The following is a 23,616-nucleotide window of genomic DNA, read 5'->3' on the forward strand; positions in this document are numbered from 1 at the left end:
AAGATATGAGAATTAAGGTTAAAGTCCTAAATTGATTTTTAGCTATTTATATATTGCATATAATCTAGCTTTACGGTCTAGGCTCAAGACTTATGTTTATATTGCAAAAGCTATTGTTGGCTATAATAAAGTGTATAGGAGAAGAGGAAAACTGTTTAAAAAATGAAGAAAAATAAAGAGCAATCACGTATTGTAACTAACCCAGGTTTTCACCGGAGGAACAAGCATCAAGCGGAGTATGATTTAGATGCCTTGTGCGAGGTACATTCAGATTTACGGCAATGTGTTTTTGAAAATAAATATCAGTCAAAGACTATAGACTTTGCTAGCCCTAAAGCAGTAAAAGCACTTAATACGGCATTGCTAAAGAAGTATTATAATATTGTTTTTTGGGAGTTTCCTGATGATAATTTATGTCCGCCAATACCGGGACGTATAGACTATATACATCACCTTGCCGATTTAACAAAGGGATCTGAAATTGATAATACCATACGCGTATTAGATATTGGCACAGGGGCAAGTTGTATTTACCCTATTTTGGGCCATGCTGAATATAACTGGCATTTTGTAGGAACGGATATTGATACAATGTCATTAAAGCATGCGCAACAAATTGTTGTTAAAAACAACTTACAAGATGTAATTTCTTTAAGGCATCAAAGGAATGAATCGAATATTCTTAAAGGAGTATTAACTAAAAATGATCTTTTTTTGATTACGATGTGTAATCCACCATTTTATAAGTCGGAAGCGGAGGCCATAGAAGCTACTACTCGAAAGTTAAAGGGGCTTAATAGTAAAGTGTCCGATATAGTTAGGAATTTTTCAGGTACGCATAATGAGTTGTGGTATAAAGGCGGAGAAAAAGCTTTTTTGCATAATTATTTGTATGAGAGTTCCTTGTTTAAAGAACATAGTAAATGGTTTACGTCTTTAGTATCCAAAAAGGAACTTGTTAGAGGCTTGAAAGTATCCTTAAAAAAGTTAGGGGCAACAAGCGTTAAAATAATTAATATGGGGCAAGGGAATAAAACATCGCGTATTATTGCTTGGTCATTTGTAGAATAAAGCTAGTGTTGCTTAATTGAGAAGCTTGTATTTGTTCAGGCTCATGCCTGTTATTTTCTGAAATCTATTTTATAAAAGAGTCCAATTTGTAATCGGTGTAAATCCAAACTTTTTATTTTTCGGTTTAAATAACCCACTTGTACATTGGCATGTTTTAAAAAGTTAATACCTAAAGCACCGTAGGCTCTGTTTTCGGTAAAACCGTCATTATTCTTGGTTTTTATCGTTGTTAGAACTTCGTTGTTCAGTCTAATAAAGAATGTCTTGTTGAGCTTTAATTTGGTGCCCAACCTGTAACGTAAACGGTTGTGCATAACATTTTCTGTAGGGGATGGTTTGTTTAGTAGGCGTTGTTCTATTCTAAATCTATGGTCTATAGGCAATTTTGCTAGTTTGTGTTTGTATCCAATTTGTTCGTACAAACGGTTCTCGTAAGTGTGTGTGCCGCTTTTTTCAAAGCCCTTGTCTATATCCATAAAACCGTATGAGACGGTTGTTGTAATCTTAGATGAAATATGATAATTTAAAGCAACGTTTGTAAGCAAAAAGTTGAAATTATCTGCAATTTCATAATGCCATGATTGGACAGAGTTGCTTATGCTCACTTTTTCTGAAACCCTATAAGTCCCTACGTAAGTAAACCAAGATCCCAATTGATCTTCAATGGGTGTTTGAGCAAAAGAAACGTTTATGCTTATAAAAAATATTAAGAGGACTTTGTGGTATTTCATACGTTTAAGTTTCGATAATTTGTTGATTTTATATTAATTATAAAATTGAGAACGTATGCAATCGCTACGCTCTCACATTAAAAATTTTAAACATTCCCTATTGTGAAAAAATGTTTAAATTTTATTAATGTTCGTTTCATCTTAAATATATTCGATTAATTATAAAGGGAGTTCTAGTGCTTGCTAGAACTCCCTTTTGGTTAAACAAGAACCTATTAGAAGTGTTCGTGTAAGTGATGATGTTCATCAATTAATGGACCTCCTTCAATAATTTGTTCTGATGCTTGTTGCGCAAATTTTTCAAAGTTTAAGTGGAAAGAGTGTGCCAACTGAATGGCTTTGCCTACATAAGCACCTTTTTGTAACCAGGTATTCATAGGGTCTAAAATTTCGGTTGGAACACCAGGACAGTATTTTGGCATGAATAATCCGAAAATAAAGTTTTGTTCGTAATCAACATTGTCTAAATCACCGTTAAGTATGGCGGTAATCATAGCTCGGGTATATTTTAATTTAATACGGGATCCAACGCCGTAAGGCCCTGCGCTCCATCCTGTGTTAATTAACCATACATTAACACCAGCTTCTTGCATTTTTTTGCTTAACATTTCACCGTAAACGGTTGGATGTAAAGGCATGAAGGGTTCTCCAAAACATGCAGAGAATGATGGTACAGGCTCCGTAATGCCCGCTTCGGTTCCCGCTACTTTAGCTGTATACCCTGAGATAAAGTGATAAGCAGCTTGTCCAGGCGTAAGTTTAGATACAGGAGGTAATACTCCAAAGGCATCACATGTTAAAAAGAATATGTTTTTTGGATTGTTTGCATATAAAGTTTCCTGTATGTTGTCTATATGGTATATGGGGTAACTTACACGGGTGTTCTGTGTAATACTACTATTTTCATAATCAGGTTCACCATTATCTTTAAATACAATGTTTTCCAATAGAGCACCGGGTCTTACAGCTCTAAAGATGTCTGGTTCTTTTTCTTCGCTTAGATCAATAACTTTTGCATAGCAACCGCCTTCAAAGTTGAAGATTGTGTTGTCGGCTGTCCAACCATGCTCATCATCTCCAATTAATTTTCTATCGGGATCTGCAGATAAGGTTGTTTTTCCTGTTCCGGACAAGCCAAAGAATATTGCTGTGTCTCCTTTTTTGCCCACGTTAGCAGAACAGTGCATTGGCAGCACGTTTTTCTCTACAGGTAAAATCATGTTCAAGGCAGAGAAAATACCCTTTTTCATTTCACCGGTATAGGCCGATCCTCCAACCAAAGCGATTTTTTCTGTAAAGTTTATTATTGAGAAGTTTCCTTGTCTAATACCATAAGCAGCTGGATCTGGACACTCATAACCGGGAGCACAAAGAATTAACCAATCTTCTTTAAAGTTTTTGAGTTCTTTTTCACTAGGTCTTAAAAACATGTTGTAAACAAACAGGTTTGACCAAGGTAGTTCGGTTACAGTTCGTATGTTCGTTCTGTATTCTGGCTCAGCACAAACGTAACCATCTCTAACATAAATTTCTTTGCCAGAAAGATACTTGGTAATTTCGTTTTTAAGTTTACTGAAATTTTCAGGAGAAACAGCTTTGTTTGTTTTTCCCCACCATACCTTTTCTGCAGTATAGTCATCTTTTACGATAAAACGGTCCTGGGGAGATCTACCTGTAAACTTTCCAGTATTAATGGCTAAAGTGCCATTAGCAGTTTCTTTCCCCATCTTTTTATCAACTGTAATCTTTTGAAGGGTTTCAGGAGATAGGTTCCAATGAGCGTTCACATTTTTTAAACCGTAAGCTTCTAAGCTAGGGTGTTTTTGTAATGTTGCTAAATCTTCCATTTTTATTTGATTTTAAGGTTCTTATTATTTTTTATTTAAAATGGCCACAGTATTGGCACGAGTATCATCGATATAGTTAACAGTATAAGTAGTAATGGAGCACCAACTTTTAAGTAATCCATAAACTTATATCCTCCTGCTGTCATTACCATTGCATTGGTAGTGGTTCCTATTGGGGTTAAAAATGCTGTTGAGGCACTTATAGCAACTACAATCATAAAAGGTTCTGGAGACAGTTTTAAGGTGTTGGCAGCTAGAATGGCTATAGGAGCCATAAGTACAGCCGTTGCCGAGTTATTGATAACTTGGCTAAAAGTTGTTGTTAGTAAAAATATACCGCCTAATAATGCTACGGGATGTATGGTTCCTAAATAATCTACTAAGCCATTCGCTATTACCTGGGCAGTACCTGTTTTTTGAAGAGCAATACCCATAGGTATCATCGCAGCAATCATAACTACGCTGGTCCAGCTAATCCCTTTATAGGCTTTAGTAATAGGTACACAACCGGTTAGTAGTATAATGCCAGCAGAAATTAACGCCGCAATAGCTCCAGGAACAACTTTAAATACCATAAATACAATCATTAGTAGCAAGGCACCTAAGGCTATATAAGATTTTAGGTTGAGGCTTTCAACATTTTTCGCCATGCCTTCAGGGCTACCACAAATCACCAGATTCTCATGTTGTTTTTTCAAATCTTCGATATGTTCCCATGTACCTCGTATAAGGAAAGCATCACCTACTTTTACCGTTACTTCTTTTTCTTGTATTGGCTTGTTGTTTCTTGATGCAGCTAATAACTGAATGCCAAATCTTTTAAAATACTCGCCCATTTTGTATTTTCTGCCTACCAAAATAGAATTTGGGTTTACGATTACTTCAGTCATACCTACCTCTTGGTTAATGAGGTTGTGTTTTAACTCATCAGTAATTGGTTCTAGAGGTAAAAGCCCTAATCTAAAGGTTATCATCATTTTGTTAATGGCCTCTGTGTCGCCTTTTACGGTAATAATGTCATGGTAAAGAAATTCTGTGTTTGGATCTGGAAATTCTATATGAGAAGGAATGCCTTTTAATACACTGGGATGCCTTCTTTTTATTCGAATGATAGTTGCGTTATAGTTTTTTTCAAATTGCCATGCTTCTATTTTTGTGTTTAGCAAGGGAGAAATTGATCGCACGCGTAATCGGTAGTAACCACTATCAACCTTGTAAGCTTCAATCCAGTTGTGTAGTGTTGAATCTATGTTTACAGGCTTGTTGTTTGTTTTGTTGTTTGGTAACAACTTATAGCCAATGTATCTAAAATAAAGTATGGCAATGATTAAAAGGGGTAAGCCTATTAACCCAAACTCAAAGAATGAAAAGCCTTCGTAGCCAGAGTCAACTAAAGCATTGCTTGCTATAATATTTGGTGGTGTGCCAGTAAGGGTTAACAGTCCTCCAGTGTTAGAGCCAAAAGCTACGGGCATTAACATTTTAGAAGGGAGAGTACCAATGCTCCAGGCAGAAGAAATGCTTAAGGGCATTAAAGTGGCTACTGTTCCTGTATTGCTTACAAAACCTGACAAAACGCCTGCTCCAAGTGTTAAAATAACTAATAATTTGGGAATGCTTTTTCCTGCCCATTCTACAAACTTTTTACCAGCCATCGCTGTCCAACCTGTTTGAGCAATACCTTCTCCTATAATAAAAAGAGCGGCAATCATGATTACTGTTGGATTGCTAAAACCACTTAGTGTTTCTTTAGTATCTAGTATACCGGTTAGAAATAGACTAAGCATCGATATTAGGGCAACGATATCGGGAGTGAACTTTCCCCAGACAAACAGTCCAATAGTAATTATTAAAATAAGGAGCATTAAATAAATCATAATTCAATCAGTTTTAAACTGCTATTTTGTTTAAGTAAATAAGGCATGATAGTTGCTTAATTACATGAGTAAAATTACTACCTAATACCTCGAATAATTATGACGAATGTCATAATTTGATTAAGTTTATTCTTTTTCAAGTATTAGTGGTTTTTTTGTTAAAATTGATTCTGAAAAAGTTTACGAAAACGTATGCGTACTGTATAATATTTAAGAATTGGATGCTTTTTGCTAAAAAAAATAATTCTTAAAATCATTTTTGAGTCAGAAATATTAAAATTGGACTAACTTAGACTGTTTGTTTTAAGTTGAAAAAGAATGAAAATTAGTTTAGTAGAGGCATTGTTTTGAAAAGTATGGCTATGTATAGTCAATTTAAGCTATATGAAATGAGCCATAACAAATCTTGATATTCACCGAGATGATTATTGGCGAATTACATCTGACCCATGAAAAGCAATAAATATAAACAGATGAAAAGATGGTTAAAAAATAGAAATTAATTATATTAGAAAGAATATATGAAGTTAGACATTCTCGCTATAGGGGCACATCCCGATGATGTTGAGCTAGGTTGTGGTGCTACACTAGCTAAAGAAGTATCCAAGGGCAAAAGGGTAGGGATAATAGATTTAACTCGGGGTGAGTTAGGGACACGGGGCACAGCGGAGACAAGAAAAGCCGAATCGGAAGCAGCAGCTAAACTATTAGGTGTGGCATTTCGTATTAATATGGATTTTGCCGATGGCTTTTTTGCAAACGATAAGAAACATCAATTGGAGCTTATCAAGATGATACGTAAATACCAGCCAGATGTTGTTGTTTGTAATGCGATAAACGACCGGCATATTGATCATGGCAAGGGAAGCAAATTAGTAAGTGATGCTTGTTTTTTAAGTGGTTTGATAAAAATTGAAACCCAATTGGAAGGTGTTTCAGAGTTACAGTCCGCTTGGCGACCTAAGTATGTATACCATTATATTCAGTGGAAAAACTTGAAACCAGATTTTGTAGTTGATGTGTCTGAGTTTATAGATACAAAAATGGCAGCGGTATTAGCTTATAAAACACAGTTTTATAATGAAGCCAGTAAAGAGCCTGAAACCCCTATTTCTACTAAGAATTTTACAGATAGTGTAAAGTATCGAGCTAGGGATTTAGGGCGTTTGGTAGGGGTGGAGTATGCAGAAGGGTTTACTGTAGAGCGGTTGATAGCTGTCGATAGTTTATTTGATGTGAAATAGTTAGGATTGGTTTTGATTTTATTTTAGAAGAAGTATAAAAATATTGAAAAAAGTCTTTGTAGAAAACATTGAAATCAATTACATTTGCACACGCATTACAAAATGCACTTTAAATGGTGGTTGTAGCTCAGTTGGTTAGAGCGCCTGATTGTGGTTCAGGAGGTCGTCGGTTCGAGACCGATCTTCCACCCAAAACAAAAGCCTCTCGGTTTCCGAGGGGCTTCTTTTGTATAAGGAGTTTTGGGATCAACCAAGAAAGTTGTGGGATAAATATTGGGTAACAGGTTTATGGTGTTTGGTGTACAGTAACTATAACAGATAAGACGGTAAATGAATATTTAGAGCATCATCGAAAGTCTAACTCAGGTAATTCTAATTTTATATTAGAATAAAAGGGAGGGATTTTGGCCTTGGTGTAGCAAACCTCTGTACTGAAGTACAGAGTGGTTTAGTTATTTATAACTTAAAATCAAGAATGGATAATAAATCTGTATTATTATCTTGATTAGGTGGTAAAATATAATATTAATCCAAAGCATTTTTTGTAACAAACCACCGCCAACCAATGACGGCCATTTGCAGTTTTGTGGCTTTTGTTAGATCCAATCGTTGTTTTGAATAACTGGGTAAAACTACTTTATTAACCTTTGCTAAAAATTTGAAGACTTGCTTTTTCACACGTTTAAATTTTAGTAATTAATTGATTTTATTGTAATTATAAAATTAAGAACGTGTGCAACCACTCCTTACACTCGTTCTCTCATTAAAAATTTTAAACATTTCCTTTTGTGAAGTAATTTTTAAAATTTCTTAATGCTCGTTTCATCTGTTTAAATTTTATTGTTTTAGAGGTCAGATGCGATGCCCAAATTATCATATTGGTTGGGTTTGCAACTTATTGTTAATGCTCGTTTCATATTAATAATTCTTCTTTGAAGGTAAAAATAGTAAAACTTATTCTAGAACTAAGTTTTACATATTACATACAGTTTATATAATCGAAAAGATAATGTCGATTATAAGCTTGGCAAGTGTTATCATAACTTTTTAGATTTTAAAGGTTAGTAAATTGTTTAACTATATCAATGTTTTTTGAAGATATATATTTACTAATATGTCCTACAAGAAATCTATAATAAATCTATGAATTTGTATGTTTATTTATAACTAAAAAGATAATATATGTTATAATTTTTGTGTAATTATCTGCAATTAAGTTTTAATTTTAAATAATTAGTTTGTTTATTATTTGTTTTTGAAACATTTGTAGAGCGTTTTTGGAAAGGACTTTTATTTTCTAGGGATATTTTACTTAAAAAATGGCTGATTTTGGCAATTTCATCTTTTGTTGAAATGGAGGTATAAAAAAAGACACCACTTTGGCAGGTGTCTTTTTGATATTGATTTAAGGAGAAATTTAGTCCTTCTTTGTCGTGATTTTTATAACCCCGTTTTTACCTTTTTCTCCGTATTCTTTTATGTCTTTTTCATTTTTTAAAATACTAATGGATTCAATTGTGTTAACATCTAGATCGTCAATTGTTTTATTGTGTACTTCTTTGCCATCAATTATGATGAGGGCATTTTGCAAATCACTTTTATTATATAACGATTCCATGAGTGTAATATTTATTTTTCCTTTGCTTTTGACGGTAGCTTCCTGTGTGATCATTCCTTTATACGAAAAAATAAGTGTTTCTCCTTTGGCTACTTTTATTGCGTAGTTGCCATCATAATCGGATAACGCTCCTCTTGTTGTTCCTTTTACGATGATGTTGGTTCTGGGTAATCCTGTACCGTTATGGGAGCTTACCGTTCCAGAGACGGTAAAATCGTCCTGGTTTTTAGTCGATCCAAAGGGGTGTCCAATGGTAAATTCAGTTTTCCATAATTTTTTAGTGGAAATAGCAACAACACCATTTTTAGCTTTGTTACCGTATAAGACCTTAGCAGCATTCCCCTTTAAAACGTCAACTGAATGTATATCGTAAGGATTCATACTATCTATTTCGTCTTTAGTGATTTCTTTGCCATCTATAATGTAAAGAGGGTTATTGCCTTCAGAAGACAAATAAAATACACTATTGCCACTTGTTGTAGCAATACTTTCTTTTGTATTTCCGCTAAATGATATGTTGTATTTGTTAAAATGAATGCTGTCCGAAGATAATGTTTTGAGTCCTTGGCAAAACTGTATTGTGTCAATTTTAGTTACATAAGATTGAGAGGATGCTTTTTTACTTGAGTCTTTTAAATTTCTAAATCCAAAATCCTTTTGATTTCTATAGCAAGTAAATGGCTTTATAGGCCCATCATTGTATGCAAATACTTTTTTATTTTCTCCAACTTTTATTTCGGTTGTGATTTTAATGATTTCATTTTGTGAGTTCCGCTTTATTTTACTGAATTTTAAGATGACACTATGCGCTTTTGCTTTTTTAATAACCTTTTCAAAGTCACCATCTGTAAAGTATTTGGTAATGGTTACGCTGAATGGTTTATTGTGATTTTGAGAAATAATGGGCTTTGAATTATTTTTTAATTGGCTTTGTTTTTGTGGTGTTGAACGCTTTTGTTTGCTGTTTTCTTGTTTCAAAATATTTTTATAGTGTTCCTCATCTTCAGCAATAAAAATACCGCCACCTAGCAACGTGCCAAAATAGACTGCATTGAACTGGGCTTCACTTTTAAATGTACCTGTGCCGCTACTTTTTATTTCAAACTGTAGATCATCAATTTCTCCCTTGTCATTTCTGCTGTATGTATACGAGAAGGCACCACCTTTTTCATTGATTTCAGATTTTATGGCAATTAATTGCGAGTCTGAAGTGCTTTTTTTAATAACATAGGAGCTTGCTATTCTTTGATTAGGATTGTCATTTTTCGGGATTTTAGCGACATAAACTTCCTTCGTATTAAATCCCATTAGAAACAGGACTAAAAAAGGAAGTATCAAAGCATACTTAAACAGGTTTCGTTTTTTTGATTTTGATTTTTGTAACATAACGATTCGTTTTTTGATTGATGAATTATAAAAGGTACTGGTTAAAGCCATTTGATGAGATGGCATGCTTGTTTTTAAGAGTACATGTTGGTAGCTCGTTTTACACATGGAAGTATTTTGAGCATTACTATCGGCTATAAATTCTAAATTTTGCTGTAGCGCTTTTTTATAAAACCAAATAAAGGGATTAAACCAGAGTACGATTGCAGTGAATTGACAAAGTAGGATGTCTATAGAATGGTATTGTTTTATGTGTGCTTTTTCATGAGCGATGATATGATTTAGTTCTTCTTTGTTAAATTGATCTGGATTGTATGCCATCCATTTAAAAAATGAAAACGGAGGGGTGTTGTCTGTCATTTTCACAAATGTGTATGCATGTTGTTTACTTTTTTTGTTTTTAATAATAAGCAAGAACAGGGAAGTTAATTGTATACAAAAGCGAATAAAAAAGACAAGAACTCCTAATAGGTAAGCAGTTAAAGCATAATCCCAAATATTAAAAGATGCTCGAGCTGGCAGCATTGAAGTGTCAAGAGGGGCAAGTGCTAAATTTTCAATGTTAGTAGGAGTATATTCTATGTATATGGGAATAATTAAAAAGGGTAATATAATAGTAGAAATCAACCCGACGAGTAAAAACCAACGGTTGGACTGAAAAAAAGTATCATGCTGCAAGACTAACTTATAGAATACGTAGAAAACAGTTATTATGGCACAAGATTTAAGTAAGTATTCCATCATGATTCTTTCTTTTCAATTAGGTCTATAATTTCTCTTAATTCTTCAGCACTTATCTTTTCTTCCTTAGCAAAGAACGATACCACATTTTTATATGAACTGTTAAAATAGTTTTCAATAGCGTTGTTCATGAACTTTTTTCTGTAGGCTTCTTTAGTGATGATTGGGTAGTACTGATGAGTCTTGCCATAGGCATTATAACTTACATATCCTTTTTCCTCTAAATGACGTATAATAGTAGAGAGCGTATTGTAATGGGGTTTATCTTCCTTAATTTCAGCCAACACATCTTTTACGAAAGCTTTTTCAAGTTTCCAAAGTATGTGCATTACTTCTTCTTCTTTGTTGGTTAACTTTTGCATGGTACAATAATTGTTAGAATGATACTATTAATAGTACAATTCAAATATATAACTATTTTTATAGTTATAAAACTATAAATTTAGTTTAATAACTGTTTTTTTAGTTTTAAGGCTTTGAAACTATAAAACAGGCACACTATGTAAAGTATGCCTGTTTTAACAAAAATTAACTAACCTAACTAACTAAACTATTTCTTTGTTATTGCTATAATAGCGCCATCTTTTGCTTTTTCTCCGTAAATACTGGTTGCTATCTTTGGGTTTAAAACCTCTACATCTGCCAATTTATCTGTTTCGGCCAAACTGTTGAGTTTTTCAAAATTACTTTCTTTACCATCTATAATGATGAGTTTTTCGGTATTGGGATTGTCAATGAATTTATATTTTCCTGAATGATTGGGGGTAACATGGTTAAAACCACGTTGCATCTGTTCCATGAGTTTCTGTATGTCAAAGTGTCGACCGTTAAAAAAGGTACTGTCATTTGTGTCCCCAAAAAAATCATTAAAATTAAAGTGGTTGAGGCTATTGCCAAATATAGAATCACTTGGAAAACCAAACAACATATTAGGTTTGTTGAAAAAGGCAAAGTTACCCATAGCGCTATCGCCTTGGGTTATAAATAATTCGCCCCCTTTTCTCCCAAAGGTTAACTTGGAAATAGGGGTATTGCTTGATACCTCACTAACTACCTGACCTCCTTGATTATCGCTTAAAGCGATGCGAATACTAATTAATTGCCCCTTGACATTTCTGTTAACCTTGGAGAACGCAACGGTTATTTCATTTTCTTTAAGCATACTTTTAATATCCTCTAATTCATCGTCGCTAGTGTCATTGTCTAAGGTAATAATAACATCAGCGGTTTGTAATGTTACCTTCTGGGGATTATTAAAAGCAATACTGTTAAGCACTGTAAAGGACAATAGTAAAATCAGTAAAAAACTAAGTTTGATTTTAGAAAGACATATTGTTTTCATGGTTAAAATTTTTTTACTTAATCGGGATATTTAAATGCTCCGAGGCTTGACTCGAGATAGTTTATTCAAAGTTATAACAGAATTAAATGTGCTTTAAAAATTTAACTGAATTTTATAATCGAATGTTAATAATTGTAAAAATCTATACCTCCATTTAAAAGGTGGTGTATTATCTTCGCAAAAAAATATTTTATGAGTATACTTTTAGTTCTTCTTGGTTTTGTGCTCTTGGTAATTGGTGGGGAATTTTTGGTACGAGCGTCTGTAGCGTTGTCTTTTAAGTTCGATATATCCAAAATGGTTATCGGGATGACAGTCGTTTCTTTTGCAACTTCAGCACCAGAATTATTGGTAAGTATTCAGGCAGCTTTATCGGGATCTCCGGCGATAGCCATCAATAATGTGGTAGGCTCTAATATTGCAAATATAGGTTTGGTTTTGGGAATAACAGCGTTGGTGGGACCAATAGCAGTCGACAAATCGTTTTACAAGCTTAATTGGCCTGTTATGATGGTGTTTTCTTTACTCTTGTATTATTTTCTTTATAACGATGCAAAACTTTCGTTTTTAGAGGGAAGCATATTATTTGCCGGTCTTATTTTGTTTTTAATTGTATTAATAAGAGGCGTGAAGAATAATGCAGTTGTTGATGAAGTTGACGAAACTTTAGCGGTTGTGTCTGGTTTTAAGATTTTTATTTGGTTGGTGATTGGCGCTTCGGCTTTATATTATGGTAGTGAATGGTTGGTAGATGGCGCTAAAGAAATAGCATTGGCTATTGGGGTAAGTGAAGCTGTAATAGGGGTGTCTTTAATTGCTATTGGTACGAGTGTGCCAGAATTGGCAGCATCCGTTATAGCAGCAGCCAAGCAAGAGAAAGCTATTTCCCTTGGTAATTTAATAGGTTCTAACATTTTTAATATAGGTTCTGTTTTGGGTTTAACAGCTATTGTAAAACCTATTCCTGTAACCGAAAAGCAGATACTTTCCAATGATATTTTTTGGATGTTAGGGTTTGCACTAGTGTTGTTGCCTATGGTATTTGTAAAACAAAAGTTTCAAATAAGCAGGACTAAAGGGTTTTTGTTGGTTTTTGCTTATGGGGCGTTTATGTTTTTAGTTTTTACTCGATAATCGAGGTTTAAATGCTCTAGGGCTTGTCTCGAAATCAAAATGTTTTTCCTTATAAATGCCCTGCGGACTTGTCCAGTAGTAGTTCGTTTATAAGTTTTAATCGAAAAGTATTCCTCGACGCTCTACATCGGTTTTTTTGTTGAACCTATCTTACCGGCAGGATTGTCATTCTCGTGACTTTACTGAATTTAAAGTTTAAATCACTTCATAATGAAAAAAAGGTCTTTCAAATTAATGAAAGACCTTTTTTATTGGAATCTAACTAAGATTTCTTAGCTAATATTTGTAAGTTTTATACAGAAGCCGAATTAAGTTTAGCCTCTACATTAGCAGATTTAACTGTTTTTACAATTCTACCTGCAATTTTGTATGGGTCACCGTTAGATGCTGGACGTCTGTCCTCTAACCAGCCTTTCCAGCCTTTTTCAACTGTAATGATTGGAATTCTTATAGATGCACCTCTATCAGAAACACCATAGCTAAAATCGTTGATAGAAGCTGTTTCGTGTAAACCAGTTAAACGTTGGTCGTTAAACTCTCCGTATACTTCGATGTGCTCTTTGGCAACAGGTCTGAAAGCTTCACATATTTGCTCATAAACTTCTTTAGATCCACATGTTCTTAAAGTTGTGTTAGAGAAGTTAGCGTGCATACCAGAACCGTTCCAGTCTCCTTTAACGGGTTTTGGGTGGTACTCAATATAGTAACCATATTTTTCAGTTAATCTATCAAGTAAATATCTGGCAACCCATATTTCATCACCTGCTTTTTTAGCACCTTTAGCAAACAATTGGAATTCCCATTGACCACTAGCAACTTCTTGGTTAATGCCTTCAAAGTTAAGACCAGCTTCAATACATAAATTTGCATGTTCTTCAACAAAATCTCTACCGTGCGTGTTTTTTCCTCCAACCGAACAGTAGTACATGCCTTGTGGTCCAGGATATCCTCCAATAGGGAAACCTAGTGGTAATTGCGTATGGGTATCCATGATAAAATATTCTTGTTCAAAACCAAACCAGAAATCATTGTCACCATCATCAATAGTCGCTCTAGCATTAGACTCATGTGGTGTTCCGTCTGCATTCAAAACTTCAGTCATAACCAACCACCCATTAATACGAGCTGGGTCAGGATATATTGCTACAGGTTTTAAAATACAATCTGAAGAACCTCCTTCTGCTTGTTTCGTTGAAGAACCATCAAAAGACCAGTTTCCTATTTCTTCTAACGTTCCTTTAAAATTTTCATGTTCCTCTACCTTGGTTTTACTTCTTAAGTTTTGAGTTGGTTTGTAACCATCCAACCAAAGGTATTCTAATTTGATTTTTGCCATAATGAATATATTATATAGATACTAATTTTAATTACACAAATATAGAATTTTATATAAATACTTTATATTTTATGGGGGTATTTTAGTAAATGTTGGTGTTATTTTTATTTACACCCTATTTTTTTAAGGTATAATTTAAAAAAAGAATATTTTTAGATGTAATTATTGAAAGATTGTTAACAACAAATTTTTAGGATTATGAAGGATTATTGTTTTTTGAAGCTTATTTTTGCTAAAATTTTATTACTCAACTTGTTAAAATTGTTTTAAAAATGTCAACATTAAGATTTCATGCTATAAAAGGATCTTTGGATTCAAAGCCTGTTGCCGTAGAGGAGAAGGTACGGCGTTCTGAATTATTTGGAGAAAATGTATTTAACGAAAATACCATGCGTCAGTATTTAACAAAGGATGCTTTTGTGGGGGTGATAAACGCTATAAAGTATGGTAAAAAGATAGATAGGAATATCGCAGATCAAGTTGCGTCTTCAATGAAGGATTGGGCTTTGTCTAAGGGAGTGACGCATTATACGCATTGGTTTCAGCCTTTAACAGGGGCCACGGCAGAAAAGCATGATGCTTTTTTTGAAACCACTGGAGATGGAATGGCTATTGAGAAGTTTGGGGGCAGTCAGTTGGTACAACAGGAGCCAGATGCGTCCAGTTTTCCGAGTGGGGGTATTAGAAATACTTTTGAAGCTAGAGGTTATACTGCTTGGGATCCAACATCACCTGCATTTATTTACGGTACTACCTTGTGTATACCTACTATTTTTGTTGCGTATACGGGCGAAGCTTTGGATTATAAGACACCATTGCTAAGGGCGCTTCATGCTGTTGATGATGCTGCTACAGCTGTGTGTCGCTATTTTGATAAGAATGTAAAAAAAGTATCATCATCTTTAGGCTGGGAGCAGGAGTACTTTTTAATAGATAAAAGACTGGCAGCAAGTCGTCCAGACATTACGCTAACGGGACGAACGCTTTTGGGGCATTCGCCAGCAAAAGGGCAGCAGTTGGACGACCATTACTTTGGATCCATTCCAACAAGGGCGTTGAATTTTATGCGCGAGTTAGAGAACGAATGCATGCTTTTAGGGATTCCTGTAAAAACACGCCATAATGAGGTGGCGCCCAATCAGTTTGAATTGGCACCTATTTTTGAAGAAGCTAATTTAGCGGTAGATCATAACTCCTTATTAATGGATGTTATGGGGCGTATTGCTTCGCGACATAACTTTAAAGTTTTGATGCATGAAAAACCTTTTGCGGGAATTAATGGTTCTGGAAAGCATAATAACTGGTCCCTTTCAACCGATACGGGGGTTAATTTGTTAGCTCCGGGAAAAACCCCAATGAGTAACTTGCAATTTTTAACCTTCTTTATAAATACGATTAAGGCGGTTCATAAGCATGAAGCATTGTTGCGTGCGGCTATTGCATCAGCTAGTAACGATCATAGGTTAGGAGCAAACGAAGCGCCACCTGCAATTATTTCTGTGTTTATAGGGGAGCAGCTTACTAAAGTGTTGGAAGAACTAGAAGGCGTAACAAAAGGGAAACTGTCGCCACAAGAAAAGACGGAGCTTAAGCTGAATGTTGTGGGGAAAATCCCAGATGTTTTATTGGATAATACAGATAGGAACAGAACGTCACCTTTTGCGTTTACCGGGAATAAGTTCGAGTTTAGAGCAGTTGGGTCTACAGCAAATTGTGGTAATCCAATGACGGTTTTAAACACCATTGTAGCTAAACAATTAAAAGACTTTAAAGTAGAAGTGGATGCCTTAATTGATAAAAAAGACTTAAAAAAGGATGAAGCAATTTTTAATGTATTACGTGAGTACATAAAATCATCTAGGGATATTTTATTTGAAGGTAATGGTTATGGAAAAGAATGGGAAGACGAAGCTAAAAGGCGTGGTTTAAGTAATAACAAAACAACCCCAGAAGCTTTAAAGGCACGTGTTTCGGAACAATCAATTGCACTGTTTGAAGAGATGGAAGTTATGAGTCGTAAAGAGACCGAGGCACGTTATGAGATTGAAATAGAGGCTTATATCATGCACATTCAAATTGAAGGTCGTGTGCTAGGAGATATTGCAAGAAACCACATTGTGCCTACGGCTGTGAAGTATCAAAATATTCTTATAGAGAACGTAAAAGGCCTAAAGGAGATTTTTGATAAAAAGTATGAAGCCGTGTCAAAGGAGCAGTTAAGCTTAATCGAAGATATCTCCAGTCATATTGAAGGCATAAATGCAAATGTTACTAAAATGATTAACGAACGCAAAAAGGCCAATAATATAGAGGATATTGAAAAGAAAGCTTATGCTTACTGCTTTAATGTGAAGCCTTTATTCGATGATATTCGTTATCACTGTGACAAGCTAGAGTTGTTAATTGACGACGAGATTTGGCCTTTAACAAAGTATAGGGAGTTATTGTTTACAAGATAACTTATGGCAACTATAGAGAAAAAATCCTAATCAGCTAGATTAGGATTTTTTTTTGCCAGTTAAATAGTGTTTTTCTGCATTTGGTCTTAAAAAATATAAAAGCAGTAGGGTATTTTATTGGATGGTTGTTTCTATCATAACAAACAAGTAACCTCAAAAAATATATTTAATGATCCATCGTGAATTTTATGAAAGAGTGTCAAAATTTATTTTATTTTTTTCGTGGTTGTATTTAAGCCTAATTAAAAAAACAACTCTCGGTTTTTAATTATATGCAGCCATTAATACTTTATGTTGTTTGCTATTTATCCCCAGTATTTTATTGAACTAAAATATTAACCTATTAATTAATCCAAATTTTTAAAACATGAAAAATTATTTTTTTAGTACAACCTTAATGTTATGTGGAGCATTTACATTTGCTCAAAGTAATGCCAGTGATGTGGACCAAACAGGAACGGCAAACCTGTCTTTAGTTAGTCAAGTAGGCTATATGAATGAGTCTAAAGTAGATCAAGACGGCAAAAACAATGTGGATGGAGGTCATTATAATGCGGCTTTTGTAGACCAAATTGGCAAAAAGAACACTGCAGATATTAAGCAAGCGGGTGATGATAATGACAGTTACGTTACGCAAAGAGGTAGATACAATAGTGCTACTGTTGATGTAGGTGTTGGTTATGCCGAAGGAAATTTAACGACTACTTATCAAAGAGGTAAAGGAAATATTTCTTGGCAAAAACAACGATTCGATAACAATGAAGCGCATGTGGATCAAAAAGGAAGAAATAACGAAGCAAGACAAGATCAAAACAGTGGACCAAACCACTCTGATGGTAATCTTGCCATAGCTAGCCAAGAAGGAAGAGGAAATTATGCCGATCAATACCAAAAAGGTAGTAATAACTATGCTTATGTAGATCAGCTAGGGAAAAGAAATGAAGGTTTCCAAAATCAGAACGGAGATGGTAACAGCGCAGAGTTGGTTCAGGATGGTGAATTTAACTATTCTACACAAGACCAAGATGGTGATGAAAATAAAGCTTTTGTAGAGCAGGATGGTTTCTCAAATTATGCAGAGCAAGATCAAGACGGTAATAAGAATAAAGCAAAAGTAGACCAAGATGGTTCTTTTAATATTGCTAAGCAAGACCAAGACGGTGATAGAAACAGAGTGAAAGCTGTTCAAGTTGGGGCAGATAACTATGCTAATCAAAACCAATATGGTAACAAAAATAAAGCTTTAGTAGATCAAATGTATTTTGGCAATAGAGCCTATCAATATCAATATGGTAACAAGAATGAAGCTAAAGCTTATCAAGTTGGAGATACTAACGTTGCTTTACAAGCACAGTTTGGTGAAGAAAACGTAAGTTTAATTGATCAGGATGGAGGATATAACTTAGGTGTAACGCTTCAGTCTGGGTACGGTAATGATTCTACTATTTTACAAAGTGGTGGATTAAACTTAGCAGGATCTGCTCAATTTGGAACTATGCACGTTAGTACAATAACTCAAACAGGTGTTGGAAACGTAGCAGGAACTTTACAAACTAACTAAAATACCCCTTTTTTAGTTCAATAAAATAATAAATGAAAAGGAGGTGTTTCTCAAACCTCCTTTTCTTACTTTGTTTTTAGAAAAACACACCCCTTTTTTATCAGTCCCAATGAAAATATATCCAGCCCTAATAATAGCCCTACTTTTTATATGTCTTGCAACAAGTTCGGTATTTTCTCAAGAGTTGTCAGATGGTTACAGTGCTAATAACGAATTGTCTATTTTTAGTTACAAAAGCCAAGTGTCTGGTTTTTTGTTACAGCAACAATCGGTAAAGTTAAAGCATCAGGAAAAAATGGCGACTAGAAGTGAGATTACGTTGCAACAAATAGGGAATTATAATGCGATACATCTATCTTCAACCCATGTAAATGCAGATATAAAATATTATCAAGTAGGCGATTTTAATAATATAGAAAACGTTAATGCTATAGGTGATATTTCAGAAGAAGTCATTCAAGAAGGTAATAATAATGCTGTTTATAGTTATACCTATGGAAATGTGTTGAATGATAATTTTAAACTGTCGCAAAAGGGAGATGATTTACTTCTGGAAAGGTTTGGAGTTAATTCGTTATCAAACAACATTAAAATCAAAATGCAAGGAACAGCTAAAACATTAGTTATAAGAAGTTTTTAATTTTTTTAAAGCATGTACAGCAAACATCTAATAATGCTATTTTTTTGCGCTTTGTGCGTTAAGTTGGGTTTTGCCCAAGTAACAAACAAAGAAATTGTAGCAAAAATAAAGTTTGAGAATGTAGATGACTTTATAAACATAAAAGGAACAGCTACCAATACTTTAGATGTTATTAAGAGTTTAAGGTATATAATGCATGTTATAAAAACTAATAAAAAAACTTCAAACATATCAAAATCGACTCAAGAAGGACGCTTTACGTTGTTGGCAAGTGAAAGTAAAGAATTATCAAGTGCAACAATTAACCAGAATGAAAAAGACAAGGTAACAATCATTCTATTGATTTATGACGATGAAGATGTGCTTTTGGGAAAAGACAGGCTTGTTCTGTTAAATAACGACTCACCACCTACTAAGGTACAAATGCCAAATGACGGTATTGAAATCCTTGGTATAGTCACAGAGGACACAAAAACGAAAGCGGGAAGGGATTTTTACGAGTTCTTTTATTCCATGTATAATTTGAATCAAATAAAGGGAAGTAAGATTGTGAACATTTCTGAAAGATTAAGTTTAGGAAGAAATACCATAATACAAATAAGCATTGATAATTCTGTGGTAGATGAGTTTTTCGTTAAACCAAATCAGGAGTATTTGGAGCAAAAGGCAAAATTGTCAATACGAAAAGTATTTAAATACTTTCAAGACATAAAAAAACAAAAAAAATACATTACGCAATATTAAAAAAGTAAAGAATAAATTGTGAAACATCCATTAATAATAACCAATCACATCACAAAAAAGATCGTTAAGGATGTTTAGCTTATTAGATGCCCTTCAGCTTGCTTAGGGCATAGCGAACAATTTAAAAAAAATAATATAACATATGAGAAAACTAGCGATACTAATGCCTTTCTTATTTTTTATTATAGGGGTTTCCTATGGTCAAGATTTGGTATATAAGCCTAAAAATCCAGCGTTTGGAGGAGATACGTTTAACTATAACTGGCTGTTAAGTTCTGCGCAGTCTCAGAATTCATTCAAGGATCCCAATCAAGTTGATATTGGTCAAAAGTCGGAGTTGGAAAGATTTAAGGAGAATTTAAACAACCAAATACTGAGTCAAATATCGCGAACTCTTTTTTCGGATCAATTTGGCGAAAGTGGCCTAGCAGAAGGAACTTATTCTTTTGGTTCTTTAGTGGTCGAAATCTTTCCGTCTAATGAAGGGCTAGTTGTAGACATTCTCGATACAGGTACTGGTGAGCAAACCCAAATAATTGTTCCAAATTAAACAGTTGTTACCATTGCAAATAGACTATGGAATAAACCATAACAATTGGGGTGCTGATACAAAAATAAAGATTCATGAACTTCTTAATAATATTGGATTAAATGTGGATAATTACATCTCACCAATACTAAACAATAAATTTTAAACCGATGAAGAACATGCTGTTCGTGTCATTATTATTAATGATTACAGTTTTTAGTTGTGGAACATATTTTAATCAACCCTTTGATATACAAGAGGCCAGGTTAGGAGAGTCTACAGAGGCTAATGGAGCCTTAACAAGCTTGCCGCTACCCGTTGAGCCAGTTGTGGTTGGTGTTTATAAATTTAGGGATCAAACAGGGCAATATAAGCCAACAGAAAATGGGAGTACGTTTAGTACAGCTATCTCACAAGGAACAACGTCTATTTTGCTCAAAGCTTTAGAAGATTCAAAATGGTTTGTTCCAATTGAGCGTGAAAACTTGAGCAATTTGTTAAATGAGCGTAATATTATAAGATCTACGCGAAAAGAATATGCAAACGGAGACGATTTGGCTTCTCAAAAGCTGCCACCTTTGCTGTATGCAGGTATAATATTGGAAGGAGGCGTTATTTCCTATGATTCAAATATTATAACTGGGGGTTTGGGAGCACGTTATTTTGGAGCCGGAGGTTCAACGCAATACAGGCAAGATAGAATTTCTGTTTATTTAAGGGCAATATCGACTTCAAGCGGGAAAATATTAAAGACAGTTTATGTATCCAAAACCATTCTTTCCCAGTCTGTGGATGCTAGTCTTTTTAGGTATGTGAAATTCCAAAGGCTTTTAGAAGCAGAAACTGGCCTTACCAGAAATGAACCCGTTCATTTAGCAGTTACAGAGGCAATTGAAAAATCAGTGGAAGCTTTAATTATCGAAGGTGTTAAAGACAGGCTTTGGGAGCCACAAGGAGAAGAAGAAGAAATATCTACATTGGTTAAACAGTATGATTTAGAAAAAGAAAACGCAGGGTTAACTAAATTGTATGATAGATTATATAAAGAAAAGAGAAGTAAAAATGCTTTTGAGCTAGCTGTTGGAGCTTCTTTTATGAATGGGGATTTTCCAAATCCGCAACCAGAGTTTATGGGTAAGGCTGGATATAAAAGATACTTTAGTCCGTACTTTAATATTGGCGCCAGTTATTCAAAATTTAATTTAGAAAATAAAGGATTGTTTAATGAAGGGTTCATGTCTTTTGATGTGAATGCCGAATGCAACATATTGCCCTTTGATGATATGACGCCATTTGTTTATGGTGGTTTTGGGGTTAATGCGGCTAATTATTTCACAAGTGTAGACCCAAAGCTTCAGTGTGGTTTAGGAATTGAATATTTAGTCTCTAAAAATGTAGGGGTCAAGGTGTTTGGGGAGCAAAATATGGTTTTTAGCGATAATGTTGATGGTATTATAAACGGTAAAAGAGATGATTTTTATTATAGATTTGGTGTTGGGGTTAATATTTATCTACACAGACATAATTCGCAACGTGTAAAAGCCAGGCAAAAACTAAGAGAAGAAAAGAAAAACCTTAAGGCTAAGCATAAAATTGAAGTCAAAGCTATAAGAGATGAAAATAAAGTCTAATAATAAGTTCATAGGTATAATGAATACATGTTTTAAATATATTTTGATAATTGTAATAATGTTGTCCTTTAGTGGCTGCAGTGAAGAAACCATTGACAACCTTTCTAAAGGAAAAATAGCTGGGAAAGTTGTTGTTAAGGGGGCTAATACTCCTTTGGGAAATGTTAAGATATCTACAAACCCAAGTTCGAGTACAGTGTTTACGAATGATGATGGAGAATTTTTATTAGAAGATGTTGTGGCAGACCAATACTCTGTTCAGGCTGAGAAAGAGGGATATCTAACCAGCTTTGAAGGGGTAAAAGTGCAAGTGAATACAAGTATTAGCGTTGTGTTTGAAATGGAGGTGGAAACTGCTAAAAACAAAGCCCCTAATGTACCTCAAATTATGGAACCATCCGATATGGCTATAGATGTAGATATAGATGTTCAATTGAAATGGGTAGCCACAGACCCAGAAAACGATAAGTTAACCTACGAATTAGAAATCAGAAACGATAAAGACAATGAAATACTAAAATTCAGCAATATTGAGGATACCTTGTTTAATGTTACTGGATTACGATACGGGCTAAAATATTTTTGGCAAGTGAGTGCCTCCGACGCTATAAATGAGCCAGCAATAAGTGCTGTAAATTCTTTTGAAACACTAAAGTTTCCAGCAAATCGGTTTTTGTTTGTAAGACAAATAGAAGGTAATAATGTGATTTTTTCAGCTGATGCAAATGGTAACGAGCTGCAATTAACACCTGCTACAATGAACAGTTGGAGGCCTAGAAAAAATTTAGCTAAAAATAAAATAGCATTTTTGGCTACTGAAGGTTCTAAAACCCATATTTATACAATGGATCCAGATGGATCAAATATATTTAAAGTTACCTCGGCTATCCCGGTCAATGGTTTTAACCTAGATCAAATGGGATTTTCTTGGTCTAAAAATGGAAGCCGTTTAATTTATCCAAACTTCGATATATTGTATACCATAAATTCTGACGGATCTGGTTTGCAAGAGATATATAAAACACTAGATGGGAGTTTAATTTCGGAATGTGTTTTAAGTGAGGACGATAGCCTTATAGTGCTTAAAACGAATGATGTTAGTGGTTATGGCGTTTCAATATATACAATCAACTCTTCTGGAACGGTGTTGCATAGTGTACTGGAAAATGTTTTAGGAGCTGCAGGAGGTTTGGATATAACTGTGGACAATAAAAAAATATTGTATTGGTACGATGTTTCAGGTTTTGAAAACGCTACCTATAGACAACTTAATTCGAGTGTTTATTTACATGAATTTGCTTCATCTACAAAGGTGCTCGTGTCAAGTCAAAAACAAGCAGGTTTTAATGACATAGACCCCCGTTTTTCACCTAACGACGCAGAAGTTATTTTTATGCAGACTTCGAATGATGGAATATCGCAAAAGGACATTTTAAAAGTAAAACTTTCGGAGCTGGATGATGTCAACTCAAGAACAATACTTTTTAGCAATGCTGAAATGCCGGATTGGGAATAGAGCATTAAAAACTTAAGACCTGACTGAAGGAGCGTGTAAATTTTTTGCACGCTTTTTTTGTTGTCCATTGTGTGGTGTAAAAAATATTGCTAAGTACATGACAAAAATTGAAATAAGTTAGTATCATATTGATTTTCAGAATTTAATAAAGCGTTTGCAATAAACGAGAGCCCATATTTAAAAATACTTTTGGCTTTTCTTCCATGTTT

At 34.4% G+C, this 23,616-nt stretch carries 18 protein-coding genes and 1 tRNA gene; 11 read left to right on the forward strand and 8 right to left on the reverse strand.

The window, feature by feature from the left end; genetic code table 11:
• Window positions 1–162: 162 nt before the first annotated feature.
• Window positions 163–1,071 (forward strand): 23S rRNA (adenine(1618)-N(6))-methyltransferase RlmF, encoded by a 909-nt coding sequence (rlmF, locus tag JF259_RS15920; protein ID WP_199116700.1) that lies wholly within the window; start codon window positions 163–165, stop codon window positions 1,069–1,071.
• Between the two features lie 50 nt (window positions 1,072–1,121).
• Here rlmF and JF259_RS15925 read toward each other — a convergent pair whose 3' ends face one another.
• From JF259_RS15925 to JF259_RS15935, 3 genes are all read right to left on the reverse strand, one after another.
• The gene (locus tag JF259_RS15925; protein WP_199116701.1) at window positions 1,122–1,802 is read right to left on the reverse strand and encodes a DUF2490 domain-containing protein; all 681 of its coding nucleotides are present in this window, start codon (window positions 1,800–1,802) and stop codon (window positions 1,122–1,124) included.
• Between the two features lie 215 nt (window positions 1,803–2,017).
• Window positions 2,018–3,649 carry a phosphoenolpyruvate carboxykinase (ATP) gene (gene pckA, locus JF259_RS15930; protein ID WP_199116702.1) on the reverse strand — a complete coding sequence of 544 codons (1,632 nt, stop codon included), beginning with the start codon at window positions 3,647–3,649 and terminating at the stop codon, window positions 2,018–2,020.
• 35 nt (window positions 3,650–3,684) lie between these two features.
• Entirely contained in the window at window positions 3,685–5,526 is a 1,842-nt protein-coding gene (locus JF259_RS15935; protein WP_233164331.1) for an SLC13 family permease, read from the reverse strand.
• A gap of 521 nt (window positions 5,527–6,047) precedes the next feature.
• Between JF259_RS15935 and bshB1 the strand changes: the two genes are divergently transcribed.
• Together bshB1 and JF259_RS15945 are read left to right on the forward strand one after the other, a co-directional pair.
• Window positions 6,048–6,770: a bacillithiol biosynthesis deacetylase BshB1 gene (bshB1, locus tag JF259_RS15940; protein WP_199116703.1), complete on the forward strand. Its 723-nt coding sequence runs from the start codon at window positions 6,048–6,050 to the stop codon at window positions 6,768–6,770.
• A gap of 115 nt (window positions 6,771–6,885) precedes the next feature.
• A tRNA-His gene (locus JF259_RS15945) sits at window positions 6,886–6,961 on the forward strand.
• 334 nt (window positions 6,962–7,295) lie between these two features.
• On the opposite strand, the gene JF259_RS15950 is transcribed toward JF259_RS15945, so the two are convergent.
• The 4 genes from JF259_RS15950 to JF259_RS15965 all read right to left on the reverse strand — a co-directional run bounded on the left by JF259_RS15950 (window position 7,296) and on the right by JF259_RS15965 (window position 11,857).
• Window positions 7,296–7,448: an SsrA-binding protein gene (locus JF259_RS15950; protein ID WP_199116704.1), complete on the reverse strand. Its 153-nt coding sequence runs from the start codon at window positions 7,446–7,448 to the stop codon at window positions 7,296–7,298.
• A 739-nt stretch (window positions 7,449–8,187) separates the two neighbouring features.
• The gene (locus JF259_RS15955) at window positions 8,188–10,134 is read right to left on the reverse strand and encodes a M56 family metallopeptidase (RefSeq protein ID WP_199116705.1); all 1,947 of its coding nucleotides are present in this window, start codon (window positions 10,132–10,134) and stop codon (window positions 8,188–8,190) included.
• A 380-nt stretch (window positions 10,135–10,514) separates the two neighbouring features.
• Window positions 10,515–10,877 carry a BlaI/MecI/CopY family transcriptional regulator gene (locus JF259_RS15960; protein WP_199116706.1) on the reverse strand — a complete coding sequence of 121 codons (363 nt, stop codon included), beginning with the start codon at window positions 10,875–10,877 and terminating at the stop codon, window positions 10,515–10,517.
• Window positions 10,878–11,065: 188 nt separating this feature from the next.
• Window positions 11,066–11,857, reverse strand: coding sequence for a hypothetical protein (locus JF259_RS15965; RefSeq protein WP_199116707.1), 792 nt, complete (start codon window positions 11,855–11,857; stop codon window positions 11,066–11,068).
• A gap of 192 nt (window positions 11,858–12,049) precedes the next feature.
• Between JF259_RS15965 and JF259_RS15970 the strand changes: the two genes are divergently transcribed.
• Window positions 12,050–12,991 (forward strand): calcium/sodium antiporter, encoded by a 942-nt coding sequence (locus tag JF259_RS15970; protein WP_199116708.1) that lies wholly within the window; start codon window positions 12,050–12,052, stop codon window positions 12,989–12,991.
• Window positions 12,992–13,283: 292 nt separating this feature from the next.
• On the opposite strand, the gene JF259_RS15975 is transcribed toward JF259_RS15970, so the two are convergent.
• On the reverse strand, window positions 13,284–14,327 hold the full coding sequence (locus JF259_RS15975; protein WP_199116709.1) for a glutamine synthetase beta-grasp domain-containing protein: 1,044 nt from the start codon (window positions 14,325–14,327) through the stop codon (window positions 13,284–13,286).
• Between the two features lie 272 nt (window positions 14,328–14,599).
• Between JF259_RS15975 and JF259_RS15980 the strand changes: the two genes are divergently transcribed.
• From JF259_RS15980 to JF259_RS16010, 7 genes are all read left to right on the forward strand, one after another.
• Entirely contained in the window at window positions 14,600–16,786 is a 2,187-nt protein-coding gene (locus tag JF259_RS15980) for a glutamine synthetase III family protein (RefSeq protein WP_199116710.1), read from the forward strand.
• A gap of 367 nt (window positions 16,787–17,153) precedes the next feature.
• Window positions 17,154–18,347 (forward strand): hypothetical protein, encoded by a 1,194-nt coding sequence (locus JF259_RS15985; protein ID WP_199116711.1) that lies wholly within the window; start codon window positions 17,154–17,156, stop codon window positions 18,345–18,347.
• 109 nt (window positions 18,348–18,456) lie between these two features.
• Entirely contained in the window at window positions 18,457–18,987 is a 531-nt protein-coding gene (locus tag JF259_RS15990; protein WP_199116712.1) for a hypothetical protein, read from the forward strand.
• A gap of 33 nt (window positions 18,988–19,020) precedes the next feature.
• Window positions 19,021–19,731 carry a CsgE family curli-type amyloid fiber assembly protein gene (locus tag JF259_RS15995; RefSeq protein ID WP_199116713.1) on the forward strand — a complete coding sequence of 237 codons (711 nt, stop codon included), beginning with the start codon at window positions 19,021–19,023 and terminating at the stop codon, window positions 19,729–19,731.
• Window positions 19,732–19,873: 142 nt separating this feature from the next.
• Window positions 19,874–20,281, forward strand: coding sequence for a curli production assembly/transport component CsgF (locus JF259_RS16000; protein ID WP_199116714.1), 408 nt, complete (start codon window positions 19,874–19,876; stop codon window positions 20,279–20,281).
• Window positions 20,282–20,430: 149 nt separating this feature from the next.
• A complete protein-coding gene (locus JF259_RS16005) occupies window positions 20,431–21,891 on the forward strand; it encodes a CsgG/HfaB family protein (RefSeq protein ID WP_199116715.1) in 1,461 nt (486 codons plus the stop codon).
• A gap of 43 nt (window positions 21,892–21,934) precedes the next feature.
• Entirely contained in the window at window positions 21,935–23,407 is a 1,473-nt protein-coding gene (locus JF259_RS16010) for a carboxypeptidase-like regulatory domain-containing protein (protein ID WP_199116716.1), read from the forward strand.
• Window positions 23,408–23,616: the final 209 nt, after the last annotated feature.

It is taken from the genome of Snuella sedimenti, from assembly GCF_016428595.1.
Lineage (GTDB): Bacteria > Bacteroidota > Bacteroidia > Flavobacteriales > Flavobacteriaceae > Snuella > Snuella sedimenti.